We start from the raw sequence: 16,435 nt of genomic DNA, 5'->3' as shown, positions 1-16,435 counted from the left end.
ACTGCGGCGTGGAAGGACTAGCATCGACCGTAGTCGAAAATGGTTCGACTGACCTAATTTGGAGGCGGGCACGTGGACGTATCCGAAGAACCCGCTCGCCGCCGCGGGCCGTACGCGAAGTCGGCCGAGCGCCGGCAGCAGATCGTGGACGAGGCGTACTGCGTGTTCGCGACCCGCGGCTACCACGGCAGCTCCCTGCGCGAGATCGCGGCGGCGGCGGCATCGGGCTGAGCACCCTCCAGCACCACTTCGGCGGCAAGGAGGACCTGCTCCTGGCGGTGCTCGCCCGTCGTGACGAGCTGGGCGGTGACGTCGACACCTCGGGTGGCAGGCTGCCCAACGATCTCCCGTTCCCCGACAGCATCGTCGCCCAGGCCCGGCGCAACGAGGGCATCCCCGGGCTCATCGCGCTCTACAGCATCCTCGCCGCCGAGGCGACCGTGCCCGGGCATCCCGGCCACGCGTACTTCCTCGGCCGGTACGCGGGGATGCAGGAGTCCTACGAACGCGAGTTCGCCGCGCTGGCCGCTGCGGACCGGCTCCGCGCGGGCGTCGACCCGGCGCTCGCCGCGGCGACGGTGGTGGCGCTGTGGGAGGGCATCCAGCTCCAGTGGCTCTACACTCCCGAGCGGATCGACGCGGCCGCAGCCCTGCGCGGCTACCTCGACCTGGTGCTCGTCACCGGCTGACCGGCGGCGCGGTAGCGTTGCGGTGTGGACGACATGGTGCGCATCGACGGCGGGACCTTCCGGATGGGGAGCGACGAGTTCTACCCCGACGAGCGGCCTGTCCACGAACGCAGCGTGGACGCCTACCTCATCGACCGGTACGCGGTCACCAACGCGGACTTCGCCCGGTTCGTGGACGCGACCGGCTACGTGACAGTGGCCGAGCGGCCGATGGACCCGGCCGACTACCCGGGGGTCGCCGCGGAGGATCTGGTGCCGGGCGCGATGGTGTTCACCGCGTCCGCCGGGCCGGTCGATCTGCGCGACTGGCGGCAGTGGTGGCGGTGGGAGCCGGGCGCGCACTGGCGGCACCCGGAGGGCCCGGACTCGGGCATCGAGGATCGGATGGACCACCCGGTCGTCCAGGTCGCGTTCGAGGACGCGTCCGCGTACGCGACCTGGGCCGGCAAGCGGCTCCCCACGGAGGCCGAGCACGAGTTCGCGGCGCGCGGCGGGGTGGACGGGGCGCGCTTCGCCTGGGGCGAGGAGGCCTACCCGGGCGGCGAGGCGCAGGCGAACTCCTGGATCGGGAGCTTCCCCTACGACAACCGCGGCCGCTTCGGCGCGACGACGGCGCCGGTCGGCTCGTACCCGGCGAACGGCTACGGCCTCTACGACCTCATCGGCAACACCTGGGAGTGGACGAGCGACTACTACGCGCCCCGTCACATCGTGCCGGGCCAGGAGGCCGTGGACGCCGGGGCGCGCCTCAACCTCCTCGCGTCGGCCAGCGCCGAGCCCGGGTCGCGCATCCCGCGCCGGGTGCTGAAGGGCGGCTCCTACCTGTGCTCGCCGGACTACTGCCTGCGCTTCCGCCCCGCCGCGCGCTCGCCGCAGGCCGACGACACCGCGACCACGCACATCGGCTTCCGCTGCGCCGCCGACGTCTGAGCGAGCCGCCGAGGGGCACGTCGTTGTCACTTTTCGGGGCGAGAAGTGACAAGGACGTGCCCCTCGGCGACTAGAAGTCGACGGGGTCGCGCAGCAGCGGGCAGGTCATGCAGTGGCCGCCGCCGCGGCCGCGGCCGAGTTCGGCGCCGACGATCGGGATGACCTCGACGCCCGCCCGGCGCAGCGCGTCGTTGGTGGCGGTGTTGCGGTCGTAGGCGTAGACGACGCCCGGCCGCAGCGCGACGGCGTTGTTACCGCTGTCCCACTGCTGGCGCTCGGTCTCGTAGTTGTCGCCGGCGGTCTCGATCACCCGCAGCTTCGGGAGGCCGAGGGCGCCCGCGACGACGTCCACGAACGCGCGGCCCTCCTCGTCGATGACGTCGACGGGGTTCGCGCCGGTGCCGGGGCGCAGCGTGAAGGTGTGCACGCGGTCCATGATCGCCGGGTATAGCGTCACCAGGTCGCGGTCGGCGAACGTGAGCACGGTGTCGAGGTGCATGGCCGAACGCAGTTTGGGCATCCCGGCGACGATGACCTGCTCGGCCGCGCCCGCCTCGAACAGCGCCGCCGCAGTCTGCGTGATCGCCTGCCGCGAGCTGCGCTCGCTCATGCCGATCAGTACGGCGCCGTTGCCCACGGGCATGACGTCGCCGCCCTCCAGGGTCGCCTGGCCCCAGTCGCGCTCGGGGTCGCCCCACCACACCCGCGCGCCCGCGAACGCCGGGTGGAACAGGTAGATCGCCTTCATGAGCAGGGTCTCGTCGTGACGGGCCGGCCAGTAGAGCGGGTTGAGGGTGACGCCGCCGTAGATCCACGACGTCGTGTCGCGCGTGTACAGGGTGTTCGGCAGCGGCGGCATCAGGTACTCCTGCACGCCGGTCGACTCGCGGGCGAGCGCGACGTAGCCGGTGCGGTAGTCCTCGGGGAGGTCGGCGGTGGAGAGCCCGCCGATGAGGAACTCGGCCAGCCGCTCGGCGGAGAGCGACTCCAGGAACGCCCGGGTGCCCTCCACGAGCCCCAGCCCCACCTCGTTCGGGACGACCTTGCGGTCGAGCAGCCATGCGCGCGCCTCCGGCTGCGCGACGGTCTCGGCGAGCACCTGGTGCAGTTCGAGCACCTCGACGTCGTGGGAGCGCAGGTCGGCCACGAAGGCGGCGTGGTCGCGCTTGGCGTTCTCGACCCACATCACGTCGTCGAACAGGAGGTCGTCGGCGTTCGTCGGCGTGAGCCGGTGGTGCGCGAGCCCGGGCGAGGCGACGAGCACGCGCCGCAGCTGCCCGACCTCCGAGTGGACGCCGAATGTCGTGTCGGTCACAGTGTTCCCCTTACGTGTCGTGCGTGATGGTGGGTCGAGCGGGAGGGTCCGGGCGCCGTCACAGCCTGATCCAACCGACCGAGAGGGCCACGATGCCGGCGATCGCGCCGAGCACCGAGATGGCGAGGATCACCAGTTCCCGGCCGCTGAACAGCCTCCTGCCCTGCTCGCGCCGGACCATGACGAACAGGATGGTCGCCGGCGCGTAGACGATGAACGACAGCAGCACGAACGTCAGGCCCGCCGCGAACAGCAGGAACGCCGTGTAGACCGTTGCGAGGATCGTCACGACCAGGTCGCCGCCCCAGCCGCGCGGCTGCTCCCGATAGGTCTCCCTGGTCAGTACGAGCTTGAGCGCGTACAGCGCGGCGAGGAAGAACGGGATGAGCGTGAGCGCGCTGGTGAGGTCGAGCGCCAGGTCGAGGGCGTTGTGGGCGAAGTAGAGGATCACCAGGACGGCCTGCACGAACAGGGCCGTGAGCAGCAGCGCGTTCACGGGCACGTCCTGCTTGTTCGCCCGGCCGAGGAACCGCGGCATGTCGTGGTCCTGCGCGGCCACGAAGAGCACTTCGGCCGCCATGAGCGACCAGGCGAGGTAGGCGCCGAGCACCGACACGATGAGGCCGATGCTCACGAACCAGGCGCCCCACGGCCCGACCGCGGCCTCCAGCACGCCGGCCATCGAGGGCTGGCGGAGCTTGGCGATCTCTCCCATCGGCAGGATTCCGTAGGACACGATCGTGACCGAGGCGAACACGGCGAACACGCTCACGAAGCCGAGGATCGTGGCGCGCCCCACGTCCGCTCTGCGCTTCGCATGCCGGGAGTACGTGCTCGCGCCCTCCACGCCGAGGAAGACGAAGACCGTGACCAGCATGGTGCCGCGCACCTGGTCGAACAGCGAACCCGCGTAGTCCGCCCCGCCCCAGTTGGCGGCGAACACGTCCGGCTTGAGCGCGAACAGCGCGAGCAGGATGAAGATGATGATCGGCACGACCTTCGCGACCGTGACGATGCGGTTGATCGCCGCGGCCTCCTTGATGCCGCGGCGGATGAGGAGGAAGAACCCCCACAGCGCGACCGAGGAGATCCCGATCGCGAGGACGGTGTCGCCGTTGCCGAACGCCGGGACGACCGCCCCGATCGTGGACATGATGAAGACCCAGTAGAAGACCAGGCCGACGGCGGCGCTGGCCCAGTAGCCGAACGCGGAGAAGAAGCCGAGGTACTCGCCGAACCCGGCCTTGGCGTACGCGTAGACACCGGCGTCCAGCTTCGGCTTGCGGTTGGCCAGGAGCTGGAAGACGAACGCCAGCATGAGCATGCCCGCTCCCGCGATCGACCAGGCGATGAGGGCGCCGGCGACGCCCGTCTCCTGGGCGAAGCGCCGGGGGAGCGAGAAGACGCCGGCCCCGACCATGCTGCCGACGACCATGCCGGTCATCGTGATGAGCGACAGCTTGACGGCCGCGGACTGCGTCGGTTCCGTCGTGGTCTTCTGCTCGGTCATACGGCCCCATCCGTCGGAATCCAGCGTCTGAGTGAAGGGTACGCAGGCGTTTCACCGCCGGTCTAGACCTGCGACGAGTGATATCGAGGGTGACGCAACAAAACCGCCGAGTACGCGGATTCTGCGTACTCGGCGGTTTTCGGCCTACTTCAGGAGGTTGTGCTCGCCGGTCAGGCGGCGGCCTCCACGGGAGCGGTGACGCCCCGCACGGGCGGGTGCTGGAACGTGTCGCCGAAGACGCGCTCGGAGGCGCCGACGCGGTCGAGGTACGGCGTGATGCCGCCCATCTGGAACGGGAAGCCCGCGCCGAGGATCATGCAGAGGTCGATGTCCTCCGGCGCCTCGACCACGTGGTCGTCCACCAGCATGCGGTGGATCTCGTCGGCCAGGCCGTCCTCGAGCCGGCGCAGGATCTCCTGCTCCGTCCACGGGTTCTTGCCGCCGGCCAGGATCTTGGCCGCGCCCTTGTCGAGGCCCTTCACCTTGCCCTTGGAGTCCTTCTCCAGCAGCGTGCCGTACTCCGCCAGGCGGTGCAGGTTCTCGCTGCGGTAGAACCGGTCCGGGAAGGCCGCGTGGTGCGTGTCGAGCACGTGCGCGCCGACCTTCAGGCCGACCAGGTCGAGCAGCACGGAGGGCGCCATCGGCAGGCCCAGCGGCGCGAACGCCTTGTCCACGGTGTCGAACGGGGTGCCGTCGTCCACCGCGTGCATCGCCTCGCCGAGGATCTTCGCCAACACCCGGTTCACGACGAACCCGGGGGTGTCGGCCGTGATGACGGCGTTCTTCTTGAGCGCCGCCGCCGTGACCATCGCGGTGGAGAGCGTGGCGTCGTCCGTGAGCGGGGTCTTCACGACCTCGATCAGCGGCATGACCGCGACCGGGGTGAAGAAGTGGAAGCCGACCAGGCGCTCGGGGTGCTTCAGCTTCGCGCCGATCTGCTCCACCGAGAGCGAGGAGGTGTTGGTCGCGAGCACGGCCTCGTCGGAGAGATACTGCTCGACCTCCGCGAAGACGTCCTGCTTGACGGTCAGCTCCTCGAAGACGGCCTCGATGACCCAGTCGCAGTCGGCGAAGTCGGCCTTGTCGGTCGTCCCGGTCACGAGCGCGCGCAGGCGGTTGGCCTCGTCGGGCGAGATGCGGCCCTTCTCCTGGAGCTTGCCGATCTCGTCGTGGATGTACGCCACGCCCTTGTCGACGTGCGCCTGGTCGAGGTCGGTGATGACCACGGGCACCCGCAGCCGGCGGACGAACAGCAGCGCGAACTGGCTGGCCATGTAGCCGGCGCCGATCACGCCGATCTTGGTGACCTTCTTGGCCAGCGCCTTGTCCGGCGCGCCAGCGGGCCGCTTGGCGCGCTTCTGCACCAGGTTGAACGCGTAGATGCTGGCCTGGAACTGGTCGCCGGAGATGAGCTCGGCGAGCGCGTCGTCCTCCAGCTCGAAGCCGGCGGCGCGGTCGTTCGACTTGGCGGCCTTCAGCAGGTCGAGCGCCTTGTACGGCGACTTCGGGACGGTACCGATGCGGCTCTCCAGCATCTTGCGGGCGACGCCGATGGCGACGTCCCACTTGACCATCCGCTCGACCTTGCCCGGCACGTTCGGCCGCTTGACCTCGACGGCGCCGGTGAGCACCTTGTCGGCCCAGAGCAGCGAGTCCTCCAGGAAGGTCGCCGAGTCGAAGATCGCGTCGGCGATCCCGAGCTCGAAGACCTCCTGCGGCTTCAGCATCCGGTTCTGCTTGAGCGGGTTCTCGACGACGACCTTGAGGGCGTTCTCGATGCCGATCAGGTTCGGCAGGATGGTCGCGCCGCCCCAGCCCGGGATCAGGCCGAGGAAGACCTCGGGCAGCGCGAACGCGGCCGCGTTGCGGTCGATGGTGCGGTAGTCGGCGTTGAGGCCGATCTCCACGCCGCCGCCGAGCGCGAGGCCGTTGGTGAACACGAACGACGGGACGCCGAACGTCGCCTGCTTGCCGAGCACGTAGTGGCCGAGCTGGGGGAGCAGCTTGGCGACCTCCACGCTCGGGATGTCGCCGACCCGGCTGAGGTCGGCGCCGGCGGCGAGGATGAACGGCTTGCCGGTGACGGCGACCGCGTCGATCTCACCGCGCGCTGCACGCTCGGTCAGCGCGTCGAAGGTGCGGCCGAGCTCCAGGAGCGTCGCCGGGCCCATCGTGTTCGGGCGGGTGTGGTCGCGGCCGTTGTCGAGCGTGACCAGCGCGAGGGTCTTGCCGCTGGGCAGCGGCACGTCCTTCACGTAGGAGTGGGTGACGACCTCGTCGGAGGTGAGCTCGACGAGCGGGGAGAAGTCGATGGTGCTGTAGTCGGTCACTGGTGCTCAGCCCTTCTTCGCCGCGCGCTTGCTGTAGTGGGGGTTCTCCCAGATCACGGTGCCGCCCTGGCCGAGGCCGACGCACATCGCGGTGAGTCCGTAGCGGACCTCCGGGTGCTCCTCGAACTGGCGGGCGAGCTGGATCATCAGGCGCACGCCGCTCGCGGCGAGCGGGTGGCCGATCGCGATGGCGCCGCCCCACTTGTTGACGCGGGGGTCGGCGTCGTCGATGCCGAAGTGGTCGAGGAACGACAGCACCTGGATGGCGAACGCCTCGTTCAGCTCGAACAGGCCGATGTCCTCGATGGTCAGGCCGGCCTTCCGGAGCGCCTTCTCGGTGGACGGGACCGGGCCGATGCCCATGATCTCCGGCTCGACGCCGGCGAACGCGAAGCTGACCATGCGCATCTTGGGCGTCAGGCCGAACTCCTTCACGGCGTCGGAGGACGCCAGCAGGCTCGCGGTCGCGCCGTCGGTCAGCGGCGACGCGTTGCCCGCGGTCACCCGGCCGTGCGGGCGGAACGGGGTCTTCAGCGTGGCGAGGCCCGCCATCGTGGTCTCCGGGCGCATGCCCTCGTCCTGCGTGGCGAGGCCCCAGCCCTGCTCCGAGCGGATGGCGACGGGCACGAGGTCCGGCTGCAGCTTGCCCGCGGCGTAGGCGGCGGCGGTCTTCTGCTGGCTGCCGAGGGCGAACCGGTCGGAGCGCTCCTTGGTGAGCGCGGGGAACCGGTCGTGGATGCGCTCGGCGGTCATGCCCATGTTGAGCGCGTCCTCGGCGACCATGCGCTCCGACAGGAAGCGCGGGTTCGGGTCGGCGCCGAAGCCCATCGGGTGCCGGCCCATGTGCTCCACACCGCCGGCGATCACCAGGTCGTAGCTGCCGAACGCGATGCCGGAGCCGAGCGTGGTGACGCTGGTCATCGCGCCGGCGCACATCCGGTCGATCGCGAAACCGGGCACCGACTTCGGCAGCCCGGCCAGGAGCGCTGCGGTGCGGCCCAGGGTCAGGCCCTGGTCGCCCTGCTGCGTCGTCGCCGCGATGGCGACATCGTCGATGCGCTCCTTGGGCACGTTCGGATTCCGCTCCAGCAGGCCGATCATGGCCTTGACGACCAGGTCGTCGGCGCGAGTGTTCCAGTACTGCCCTTTTTCGCCCGCACGTCCAAACGGAGTGCGGACTCCGTCGACGAACACGACATCCGTTCTATCGGCCACAGTGCCTCCCAAATCAGGTCGCTGACGATCCTAAGGAGGCCCGAACGCCGCAGTGGAATCGTTTGATTCTTTCTACGAAGCGGCTTCGGACGCGTCGCCGGGCGTTTGGCTGCTTTCCACAAACGCCTGGGCGATTGCCTGTGAGGTTGCCTCAATCTGCCAGCGCCGCGCGCCGTGCTGGGCGAGCGCGTCGGCGACGGCCGGCGGGGTGACGTCGGCCGGCGGAGCCCAGGCGACGCGGCGCAGCGTGTCGGGGGTGAGCAGGTTCTCCAGCGGGAGCGAGAGCTCCTCGGCAAGGGTCGTCAGAGCGGCGCGCGCGGCCTTGAGCCGGGCGTCGGCCTCCGGGTTGCGGTCTGCCCAGGCCCGGGGCGGCGGGAGGCTGTCGCCGGTGCCGCGCAGGACGGGGAGGTCGTCGGTCGTGCGGCCTGCCTCGATCGCGTTCCACCAGCGGTCCAGCTCGGTGCGGCTGGCGCGGCCGGTGAACTCGCGCATGGCGGCGAGGGCGCGCTTGGAGTCGGGCATCGCCTTGGCGGCGGCGGTCAGGGAGGCGTCGGGGACGAGCCGGCCGGGCGCGACGTCGAGCTGCTGGGCGAGCGCGTCCCGGCTCAGCCACAGCTCGCGTGCGGCGGCGAGGTTGCGGAGGCCCCGGATCGAGTGGATGCCGGACAGCCGCCGCCAGGGCTCGTGGCGCGGGACGACCAGCTCGCGGGTGAGCTCGTCGGCGAACTCCTGGCGGGCGATGTCGGTCTTGCCGGCCTCCGCGAGCAGCCCGGCGATCGCGTCGCGCAGGTCGGGCAGCAGCTCGACGTCGAGGGCGGCGTACTGCAGCCACGGCTCGGGCAGCGGCCGGGTCGACCAGTCGGCGGCGCTGTGCTCCTTGGCGAGGTGGATGCCGAGCAGCTCCTCCACGACGGTGCCGAGGCCGACGCGCGGCATCCCGAGCAGGCGAGCGGCCAGCTCGGTGTCGAAGATGCTGACCGGGTCGAGGCCGACCTCGCGCAGGCAGGTGAGGTCCTGGGTCGCCGCGTGCAGCACCCACTCGTCGCCGGCGATCGCCTCATTGAGCTCGTCGAACCGGCCGACCGCGGGCGGGTCGAAGAGGAAGGTGCCGGCGCCGCGGCGGAACATCTGGATGAGGTACGCGCGCTGCGAGTAGCGGAAGCCGCTCGCCCGCTCGGCGTCGACCGCGATCGGCCCCTCGCCCGCGACGATGAGGTCCACGGCCTCCCGGTAGCCGTCGCGGGTGTCGATGACGGTGTGTTCAGCCACGCGGTGTCCGTCTCGTGCTCAGCAGGCTCACCCCTTCGCCCGTCGGCGGCAGGCCGGCCAGCATGCAGAGCAGCTCGCCCCAGCCCTCCACATGGGCCGCGATGTCGGTCTCCAGCGGGCTCCAGGAGGCGCGCAGCTCGATCTGGGCGCCGTCGCCCTGGGCGGCGAGCTCGCCGAAGCCGGTGGAGATGATCTTGGTCGCGGTGCCGCTGGCGGCGGTGTACTTGGCGTGCCGGGCGTCGAGCGCGTCGACCAGCCAGGACCACGCCACGTCGGCGAGGAACGGGTCGAGTCCGATGTCGGTCTCCAGCGGGGCCTGCGCGAAGCAGACGATGCGGAACGGGCCGCCCCAGGCCTCCGGCTCGTCGGGGTCGTAGAGCAGGATGAAGCGTCCGGTGCCGAGGTCCGAGTCGTCACCGTGCCGCGCGGGCCGCACGTCCGCCGCGAGCGCGATGGAGTACGGCGCCAGCTGCGCGGGAGCCGGGATCTCCGTGATCACGAGCTCGGGCCGCGACGTCGCAGCGCGGATGGACTCCAGCGCCGACGCATACTCCCTGGGCAGGTGCGGCTCCCTGGGCTGGTGCGGGTCCCCGGGCAGCTGCGGCGGGGTCGAAGTGGGTGTCGACACGCTACGAACACTAGAAGGGTTCGAGGGCGTGCGACAGTAAGGCACGCCGCCTGGCGGACTCCTGAGGGCGGCGGCCCGCGGGCACGGCTACGCTGTCGGGCATGGCGAGCACGAGCAGCGGATCGGGCGGGAACGGGGCACTCGGGAAGGCGCTCGGCGTCGGCGCGGCCATAGCAGGCGGAATCGCGCTGGTCGCCGCGGCGTCCGCCGCCTACGCGGTGGCGCGGGTTGCCAGGACCGTGATCACTCCCGTCCGCCGCCGGCCGCAGCGCGAGTTCGTGCGCGACGTGGACGAGGCGCTCGGCGCCATCACGCTCAAGCGGACGCCGGACTCGGCGATGCCGGGGCGCTTCGGGCTGTGGTTCGGGTCGGAATCGGGCTACGCCAAGCTCGGCGGGCTCCTGGAGACCACGGACGGCAGCGTCGTCCGCGAGCTGGAGCGCGTCCACTTCGGGGAGCTCGGGCCCGGGCGGGCGCGGATCAGCGGCTACTACTACCTGGAGCCGGAGGAGCTCGGGCTGCCGGTGGAGAGCGTGGAGATCGAGACGGACCTCGGGCAGGCGCCGGCGTGGGTGTTCCCGGCCGGCGACTCCGAAGCCGACGATTCTGCGGAGGGCGACCGCTGGGTCGTCCAGGTGCACGGCTGGGGCGCGACGCGGCAGGAGGGGTTGCGCGCGGTCCCGACGTTCCACGCCGCCGGGTACACCTGCCTGCTGGCCTCCTACCGCAACGACGGCGACGCCCCGGAGAGCGCCGACCGCCGGTACGGGCTCGGCGGCACCGAGTGGCGCGACATCGACGCCGCGATCCGGTACGCCGCGGACCACGGCGCGCGCTCGATCGTGCTCATGGGCTGGTCGATGGGCGGCGCGGTGGTGCTGCAGACGGTCACGCGCTCCGAGAACCTCGACCTGGTGAGCGGCGTGGTGCTGGAGTCGCCCGTCGTCGACTGGATCGACACGCTCGAGTTCCAGGCGAACATGCTGCGCCTCCCCGACGCGATCGCCCAGGGCGCGATGCGGCTGATCGCCTCCAACTGGAGCGGGCCGATCACCGGGCAGGGCGCCCCGATCGACCTGCGCAGCATGGACTTCGTGGCACGGGCGGCCGACCTCAGCCTCCCGATGCTCATCCTGCACAGCCAGGACGACGGCTTCGTGCCGGACACGGCCTCGCGCGCGCTCGCCGCGGCGCGCAGCGACATCGTGACGTTCGTGCCGTTCACGGTCGCACTGCACACCAAGCTCTGGAACTACGACGAGGCGAAGTGGACGGCGGCCGTGCGGGAGTGGCTGGACGAGCGGGCGTGACGGCGGCGCATCGCCCCGTCGTGCCGCCGGCGGCCCGGCCAGGGGACCGGGTGGCGGTGCTGTCGCCGTCGTTCGCCGCGCCCGGGAGGTGGCCGGCCGTGCACGAGCAGGCGCTGCGGAGGCTTCAGGAGCTGACCGGGCTGGTGCCGGTCGAGTACCCGACCACCCGGCAGCTCGGCGCGACGCCGCAGGAGCGGGCGCGTGACCTGAACGCCGCCTTCGCGGACCCGGGCATCCGGGCGGTGCTGGCGACCATCGGCGGCGACGACCAGGTGCGGGTGATCCCGCACCTCGACCGGGAGGCCGTGCTGGCCGATCCGAAGCCGTTCCTCGGCTACAGCGACAACACCAGCCTCCTGAACTGGCTGTGGTCGGCGGGTATCGTCGGGTTCTACGGCGGCAGCACGCAGGTGAACCTGGGGCCGGGTCCGCGCGTGCACGACATCCACCTCCGCTCGCTGCGCGCCGCCCTGCTCGGCGGCGACCCGATCGAGCTGACCGACCCGGGCGAGTCGGAGGACTTCGGCACCGACTGGGGCGACCCGCGGGCCCTGACGGAGACGGGGGAGCGCGAGCCGACCGAGGGATTCGCGTGGACAGGTCCGGCGCGCCGCGTGACCGGCCCGACGTGGGGCGGCTGCCTCGAAGTCGTGGACTGGATCCTGCTCGCCGACCGCTTCCCGTTCCCGCCGTCGGCGCTGGAGGGCGCCGTGCTGCTGGTGGAGACGAGCGAGCTGACGCCGCCGGCGCACTGGGTGCGCTACACGCTGCGCGCCCTGGGCGAGCGCGGGCTGCTCGCGCCTCTGGCGGGCGTGCTGGCGGCGCGGCCGCCGGTGAGCACGTTCGAGCACCGGCCGGACGCGGACGAGCGCCGGCGGCTCCGGGATGCGCAGCGCGACGCCGTCGTCGAGACCGTCGCCGAGTACAACCCGGAGGCGGTGGTGTGCGTCGGCGTGCCGTTCGGGCACACCTCTCCGCAGTGGATCGTGCCGTACGGCGGCCGGGTCACCCTCGACGGCGAGAACCGCCGGGTGTTCGCCGACTACCGCCGCGGCTGAGCCGGGCCGACTGGGCTACGCCGCCGCCACCTTCGCCCGCACCTGCCGCTTCGCGCGCCCCAGGAGCGCCGACATCCCGCGCAGGCGCAGCGGCGACACCGCCTGCGTGAGGCCGAGGGTGTTCGGGAAGTCGTCGGGCACCGCGAGGACCTCGTCGGCCGTGAGCCCGGCGAGGCCCTGGACGAGGATCGACGCGAAGCCGCGGGTGGTGGGGGCCTCCTGCGGGGCCGTGGCGAAGAGGTGGACGATGTCGTGCTCGTCCACCTCCACGAAGATGTAGACCGGCGCCTGGCACTCCTCGACCCGCTCCAGCAGGTCGGGGTGGTCGCGATAGCGCTCCGGGAGGTCGGGCAGCTCGTCGGAGAACTCCAGCAGCAACTGCAGGCGGTCGTTCTGCTCCAGCGCCTGGAAGTCGTCGCGGATCTCGGCGAGCGTGCCGGTGAGGGCGGTCATCCTTTAAGGCTACCTTCGTGCGGGGTGGGCAGGGTCAGTGTGCGGGGACTTCGCCCGGCTCCGTCCCCGTCACGATCGGGACGCGGACTGCCGAGCCCCACTCGGTCCACGAGCCGTCGTAGTTGCGGACGTTCTCGAAGCCGAGCAGGTGCGTCAGCACGAACCAGGTGTGGCTGGAGCGCTCGCCGATGCGGCAGTACGCCACCACCTCGTCGCCGGGCTTCAGGCCGGCGTCGCCGAGGTAGATGGCCTCCAGGTCGGCGCGGCGCTTGAAGGTGGCGTCGGGGGCGGCGGCGCGCGCCCACGGCACGGACGCAGCCGACGGGATGTGGCCGGCGCGCAGCGCGCCCTCGGTGGGGTAGCCGGGGATCTCGGTGCGCTCGCCGCTGTACTCCTCGGGCGAGCGGACGTCGATCAGGGCCCCTCTCCCCGATTGGACCAGCCCGAGGTGCGCGAGCACGTCGTCCTTGAAGGCGCGGATGGTGTGGTCGTCGCGCTCCACCACCGGGTACTCGACCGGGGCGGGCGCCGGCACCTCGCGGGTGAGCTCGCGGCCCTCCGCGATCCACTTGTCCCGGCCGCCGTCGAGCAGACGGACGTCCTCGTGGCCGAACAGGGTGAACACCCAGAGCGCGTAGGCGGCCCACCAGTTGTTCTTGTCGCCGTAGATGACGACGGTGGTGTCGCGGGCGATGCCCTTCGCGCCGAGCAGCTCGGCGAACCGCTCCGGGCTGACGTAGTCGCGGACCACGGGGTCGTTGAGGTCGGTGTGCCAGTCGATCTTGACCGAGCCGGGGATGTGGCCGGTGTCGTAGAGCAGGACGTCCTCGTCGGACTCGACCACGACCAGACCGGGTTCGCCGAGGTGCTCGGCCAGCCACTCGGTGCTCACCAGCCGTTCGGGGTGCGCGTAGCCGGCGAAGTCGGTCGAGGGGTCGGGGGCGATGGCCATGCTGCTGATCCTCCGGGTTAGGCTGGGAGCCTGCGAAATCGCGGGCCAGGAGTCCAGGCTACGCGGCCCGCAGCGGGTGACGAACGTCCCGTCAACACTTCTTCACACTCAAAGGTGCGCATCCACATGACGATCGAGACGACCGGAGCCCTGCCCCGCCTCGCGGACCGCTCGCCGGCGATCACCGGCGCCGAAATCGCGGCGAGCCTGGTGCCGCCGTCGCAGTTCGAGCACGCCACCTTCGACTCGTACCGGCCCGACCACGACTACCCGTCGCAGTCGGAGGCCGTGGCCACGCTCAAGCTGTTCGCCAAGTCGTGGGAGCCGCAGCGCCCGGCCGGGCTGTTCAGCCGCAGTCGCAAGAAGGTGGAGGCCATGAAGCCGGGCGTCTACCTCGACGGCGGGTTCGGCGTCGGCAAGACCCACCTCCTGGCCGCGCTCTGGCACGAGGCGCCCGGCCCCAAGTACTTCGGCACCTTCATCGAGTACACCGCCCTGGTCGGCGCGCTCGGCTACGCGGGCGCCGTGGACCTCCTGCGCGGCTCCACCCTGATCTGCATCGACGAGTTCGAGCTCGACGACCCGGGCGACACCATGATGATGACGCGGATGCTGGGCGAGCTGGTCGCCTCCGGCACCCGCATCGCGGCCACGAGCAACACGCCGCCGAACGCGCTCGGCGAGGGCCGGTTCGCGGCGAGCGACTTCCTGCGCGAGATCCAGTCGCTCTCCGCCAACTTCCAGACCCTGCGCATCGACGGCCTCGACTACCGCCGGCGCGACACGTCGGGTGCGGCGGTCAGCGTCGACGCCGGGCAGTACGAGCGGATGCTGGCGGCGCTCGCCGCCCGCGGCGAGACGGCCACGAGCGACACGTTCGACGGCCTCATCGCCCACCTCGCCACGGTGCACCCGTCGCGCTACATCAAGATGCTCGACGGGGTGGACGTCATCGGCCTCTCCGACGTCCACGTGCTGCACGACCAGATGGCGGCCCTCCGGCTGGTCGCGTTCATCGACCGTGTCTACGACGCGGAGATCCCCATCGTCCAGACCGGCACCCCGCTCAGCGACGTGTTCGACGACGAGATGCTGGGTGGCGGCTATCGCAAGAAGTACCTCCGCTCGGTGTCGCGCATGATCGCGCTGACCGCCGGCGAACTGCCGCCGCACGACGAGTAGGGCTCCCTCCCTGCGCCCGCCCCGGACATTCGCACGGCGGCGAAACAGACTGTTTACACAACGCAGGGATGCGTAACACCCGCGAAACACGAGCATCCTGCGGCCGAAACCTCGCACGATCAGACTGGCTCCACCCCGAAGCGCCCGACCCGGCTCCGATGAGTCCGAACCCATCCCAAGGGCGTCGCACAGAGAGGTAGAGACTCGCATGGTGTTGCACACAGCAGCGGACTACGCAACGACAGGGACCGTGAACTCCCTGTGGTTGCTCGTCGCCGCCGCCCTCGTCCTGTTGATGACCCCCGGCGTCGCATTCTTCTATGGCGGCATGGTCCGCGCGAAGAGCGTCGTGTCCATGATGATGATGAGCTTCGGCGCGATGGCCATCGTCGGCGTGCTCTGGGTCGTCTACGGCTACGGGCTCTCGTTCGGCCAGCCGCTGATCCCGCACGTGCTCGGCACGCCGGACTGGTTCCTGTCCAGCCTGATGGGCAAGGACGGCATGACCCCCGACCTCGGCGGCCTCGCCTTCGCCGGGTTCCAGGCCACCTTCGCCATCATCACCGTGGCCCTGATCTCCGGCGCCATCGCCGACCGCGCCAAGTTCGGCGCGTGGATGGTGTTCGCCGGCGTCTGGGTGACGGTCGTGTACTTCCCGGTCGCGTTCTGGGTGTTCAACCTGTCGCAGGGCTGGATCGCCTCCATCCTGCACGTGAACGACTTCGCCGGCGGCACCGCGGTGCACATCAACGCCGGTGCGGCGGGCCTCGCCCTCGCCCTGGTGCTCGGCAAGCGCGTCGGCTTCCAGAAGGGCATGAGCAAGCCGCACAACGTGCCGCTCACCCTCCTCGGCGCCGCGCTGCTGTGGTTCGGCTGGTTCGGCTTCAACGCCGGGTCGGAGGCCGCGGTCGACGGTGTCGCCGCGATCGCCTGGATCAACACGCTCGCCGCCCCGGCCGCCGCGACCATCGGCTGGCTGATCGTCGAGAAGATCAAGGACGGCAAGCCGACCTCCATCGGTGCGGCGTCGGGTGCGGTCGCCGGCCTGGTCGCGATCACCCCGGCCTGTAACATCCTGACCCCGGGCTTCGCCATCCTGCTCGGCCTGGTCGCCGGCGCGGTCTGTGCCATCGCCATCGACCTGAAGTTCAAGCTCGGCTTCGACGACTCGCTCGACGTGGTCGGCATCCACCTCATCGGCGGTCTGATCGGAACGCTCTGGATCGGTGTCTTCGGCTTCACCCACGTCGACGGCGACCCCACCAAGCCGTTCTCCAGCCTCTGGTACGGCGGAAGCCTGCTCCAGCTCGGAGCGCAGGCGCTCGGCGCGTTCAGCGTCATGATCTACTCCTTCGTCCTGGCCTTGGCGATCGGCTGGGTCATCCAGAAGACGATGGGCTTCCGGATCAAGAACGAGGACGAGCTGGCCGGCGTCGACACGGTCGTGCACGGCGAGGAGGGCTACTCGCTCGAGCCGGTGTGACCGACACGCACCATCGAGCATCCGGGAACGGGGTGCCGCCTGCGGGCGGCGCCCCGTTCCGCGTGCGCACGGCCGCTAAGGTATTGCTTGCATTGGGGCGGAAGGGAGCGG

The 16,435-nt window shown here is 71.0% G+C and carries 15 protein-coding genes; 7 read left to right on the top strand and 8 right to left on the bottom strand.

All coding sequences use genetic code 11. The features are described 5' to 3' along the window. The first annotated feature begins 72 nt into the window (after positions 1-72). Genes ACQ86L_RS03915 through ACQ86L_RS03905 form a run of 3 tightly spaced genes read left to right on the top strand, consistent with a single transcriptional unit; the run spans position 73 to position 1,619 of the window. Positions 73-231 carry a hypothetical protein gene (locus ACQ86L_RS03915; protein ID WP_434317767.1) on the top strand — a complete coding sequence of 53 codons (159 nt, stop codon included), beginning with the start codon at positions 73-75 and terminating at the stop codon, positions 229-231. A 47-nt stretch (positions 232-278) separates the two neighbouring features. Then, on the top strand, positions 279-689 hold the full coding sequence (locus ACQ86L_RS03910; protein ID WP_434317766.1) for a TetR family transcriptional regulator C-terminal domain-containing protein: 411 nt from the start codon (positions 279-281) through the stop codon (positions 687-689). A 33-nt stretch (positions 690-722) separates the two neighbouring features. Beyond that, the gene (locus ACQ86L_RS03905; RefSeq protein ID WP_434318981.1) at positions 723-1,619 is read left to right on the top strand and encodes a formylglycine-generating enzyme family protein; all 897 of its coding nucleotides are present in this window, start codon (positions 723-725) and stop codon (positions 1,617-1,619) included. A 70-nt stretch (positions 1,620-1,689) separates the two neighbouring features. Here ACQ86L_RS03905 and ACQ86L_RS03900 read toward each other — a convergent pair whose 3' ends face one another. The 6 genes from ACQ86L_RS03900 to ACQ86L_RS03875 form a co-directional block, all read right to left on the bottom strand. Continuing rightward, a complete protein-coding gene (locus ACQ86L_RS03900) occupies positions 1,690-2,934 on the bottom strand; it encodes an arginine deiminase (protein ID WP_434317765.1) in 1,245 nt (414 codons plus the stop codon). 58 nt (positions 2,935-2,992) lie between these two features. Beyond that, positions 2,993-4,444 carry a basic amino acid/polyamine antiporter gene (locus ACQ86L_RS03895; RefSeq protein ID WP_434317764.1) on the bottom strand — a complete coding sequence of 484 codons (1,452 nt, stop codon included), beginning with the start codon at positions 4,442-4,444 and terminating at the stop codon, positions 2,993-2,995. A gap of 170 nt (positions 4,445-4,614) precedes the next feature. Further along, positions 4,615-6,774, bottom strand: a complete 2,160-nt coding sequence (locus ACQ86L_RS03890) for a 3-hydroxyacyl-CoA dehydrogenase NAD-binding domain-containing protein (RefSeq protein ID WP_434317763.1) — start codon at positions 6,772-6,774, stop codon at positions 4,615-4,617. A 6-nt stretch (positions 6,775-6,780) separates the two neighbouring features. Then, a complete protein-coding gene (locus tag ACQ86L_RS03885; protein ID WP_434317762.1) occupies positions 6,781-7,989 on the bottom strand; it encodes a thiolase family protein in 1,209 nt (402 codons plus the stop codon). Between the two features lie 72 nt (positions 7,990-8,061). After that, positions 8,062-9,258 (bottom strand): HRDC domain-containing protein, encoded by a 1,197-nt coding sequence (locus ACQ86L_RS03880; RefSeq protein ID WP_434317761.1) that lies wholly within the window; start codon positions 9,256-9,258, stop codon positions 8,062-8,064. Next, positions 9,251-9,886 (bottom strand): DUF3000 domain-containing protein, encoded by a 636-nt coding sequence (locus ACQ86L_RS03875; RefSeq protein ID WP_434317760.1) that lies wholly within the window; start codon positions 9,884-9,886, stop codon positions 9,251-9,253. The genes ACQ86L_RS03880 and ACQ86L_RS03875 overlap by 8 nt, the downstream gene beginning before the upstream one ends. 101 nt (positions 9,887-9,987) lie before the next feature. On the opposite strand from ACQ86L_RS03875, the gene ACQ86L_RS03870 reads away from it, so the two are divergent. Both ACQ86L_RS03870 and ACQ86L_RS03865 read left to right on the top strand, forming a co-directional pair. Beyond that, entirely contained in the window at positions 9,988-11,196 is a 1,209-nt protein-coding gene (locus ACQ86L_RS03870) for an alpha/beta hydrolase family protein (RefSeq protein ID WP_434317759.1), read from the top strand. Beyond that, entirely contained in the window at positions 11,193-12,254 is a 1,062-nt protein-coding gene (locus tag ACQ86L_RS03865; RefSeq protein WP_434317758.1) for a S66 family peptidase, read from the top strand. The genes ACQ86L_RS03870 and ACQ86L_RS03865 overlap by 4 nt, the downstream gene beginning before the upstream one ends. 15 nt (positions 12,255-12,269) lie before the next feature. Here ACQ86L_RS03865 and ACQ86L_RS03860 read toward each other — a convergent pair whose 3' ends face one another. After that, complete coding sequence (locus ACQ86L_RS03860) at positions 12,270-12,707, bottom strand: SufE family protein (RefSeq protein ID WP_382459857.1); 438 nt, start codon at positions 12,705-12,707, stop codon at positions 12,270-12,272. A 34-nt stretch (positions 12,708-12,741) separates the two neighbouring features. Continuing rightward, positions 12,742-13,659: a sulfurtransferase gene (locus ACQ86L_RS03855; protein WP_434317757.1), complete on the bottom strand. Its 918-nt coding sequence runs from the start codon at positions 13,657-13,659 to the stop codon at positions 12,742-12,744. 126 nt (positions 13,660-13,785) lie between these two features. Here ACQ86L_RS03855 and zapE point away from each other — a divergent pair, with 126 nt between their 5' ends. Then, positions 13,786-14,841, top strand: coding sequence for a cell division protein ZapE (zapE, locus tag ACQ86L_RS03850; RefSeq protein WP_434317756.1), 1,056 nt, complete (start codon positions 13,786-13,788; stop codon positions 14,839-14,841). Positions 14,842-15,049: 208 nt separating this feature from the next. Continuing rightward, the gene (locus ACQ86L_RS03845) at positions 15,050-16,324 is read left to right on the top strand and encodes an ammonium transporter (RefSeq protein ID WP_434317755.1); all 1,275 of its coding nucleotides are present in this window, start codon (positions 15,050-15,052) and stop codon (positions 16,322-16,324) included. Positions 16,325-16,435: the final 111 nt, after the last annotated feature.

This window comes from Leifsonia sp. P73 (assembly GCF_051059105.1).
In the GTDB taxonomy this organism is placed as follows: domain Bacteria; phylum Actinomycetota; class Actinomycetes; order Actinomycetales; family Microbacteriaceae; genus Leifsonia.
The sequence above is the reverse complement of the archived record's forward strand: the minus strand, read 5'-3'. Positions and strand labels throughout refer to the sequence as shown.

Bases quoted from the DNA above. Each gene is read 5' to 3' on its own strand.
- ACQ86L_RS03905 (WP_434318981.1), top strand. From the start codon at position 723: ATGGTGCGCATCGACGGCGGGACCTTCCGGATGGGGAGCGACGAGTTC.
- ACQ86L_RS03895 (WP_434317764.1), bottom strand. From the start codon at position 4,444: ATGACCGAGCAGAAGACCACGACGGAACCGACGCAGTCCGCGGCCGTC.
- ACQ86L_RS03870 (WP_434317759.1), top strand. From the start codon at position 9,988: ATGGCGAGCACGAGCAGCGGATCGGGCGGGAACGGGGCACTCGGGAAG.
- ACQ86L_RS03860 (WP_382459857.1), bottom strand. From the start codon at position 12,707: ATGACCGCCCTCACCGGCACGCTCGCCGAGATCCGCGACGACTTCCAG.
- ACQ86L_RS03855 (WP_434317757.1), bottom strand. From the start codon at position 13,659: ATGGCCATCGCCCCCGACCCCTCGACCGACTTCGCCGGCTACGCGCAC.
- zapE (WP_434317756.1), top strand. From the start codon at position 13,786: ATGACGATCGAGACGACCGGAGCCCTGCCCCGCCTCGCGGACCGCTCG.
- ACQ86L_RS03845 (WP_434317755.1), top strand. From the start codon at position 15,050: ATGGTGTTGCACACAGCAGCGGACTACGCAACGACAGGGACCGTGAAC.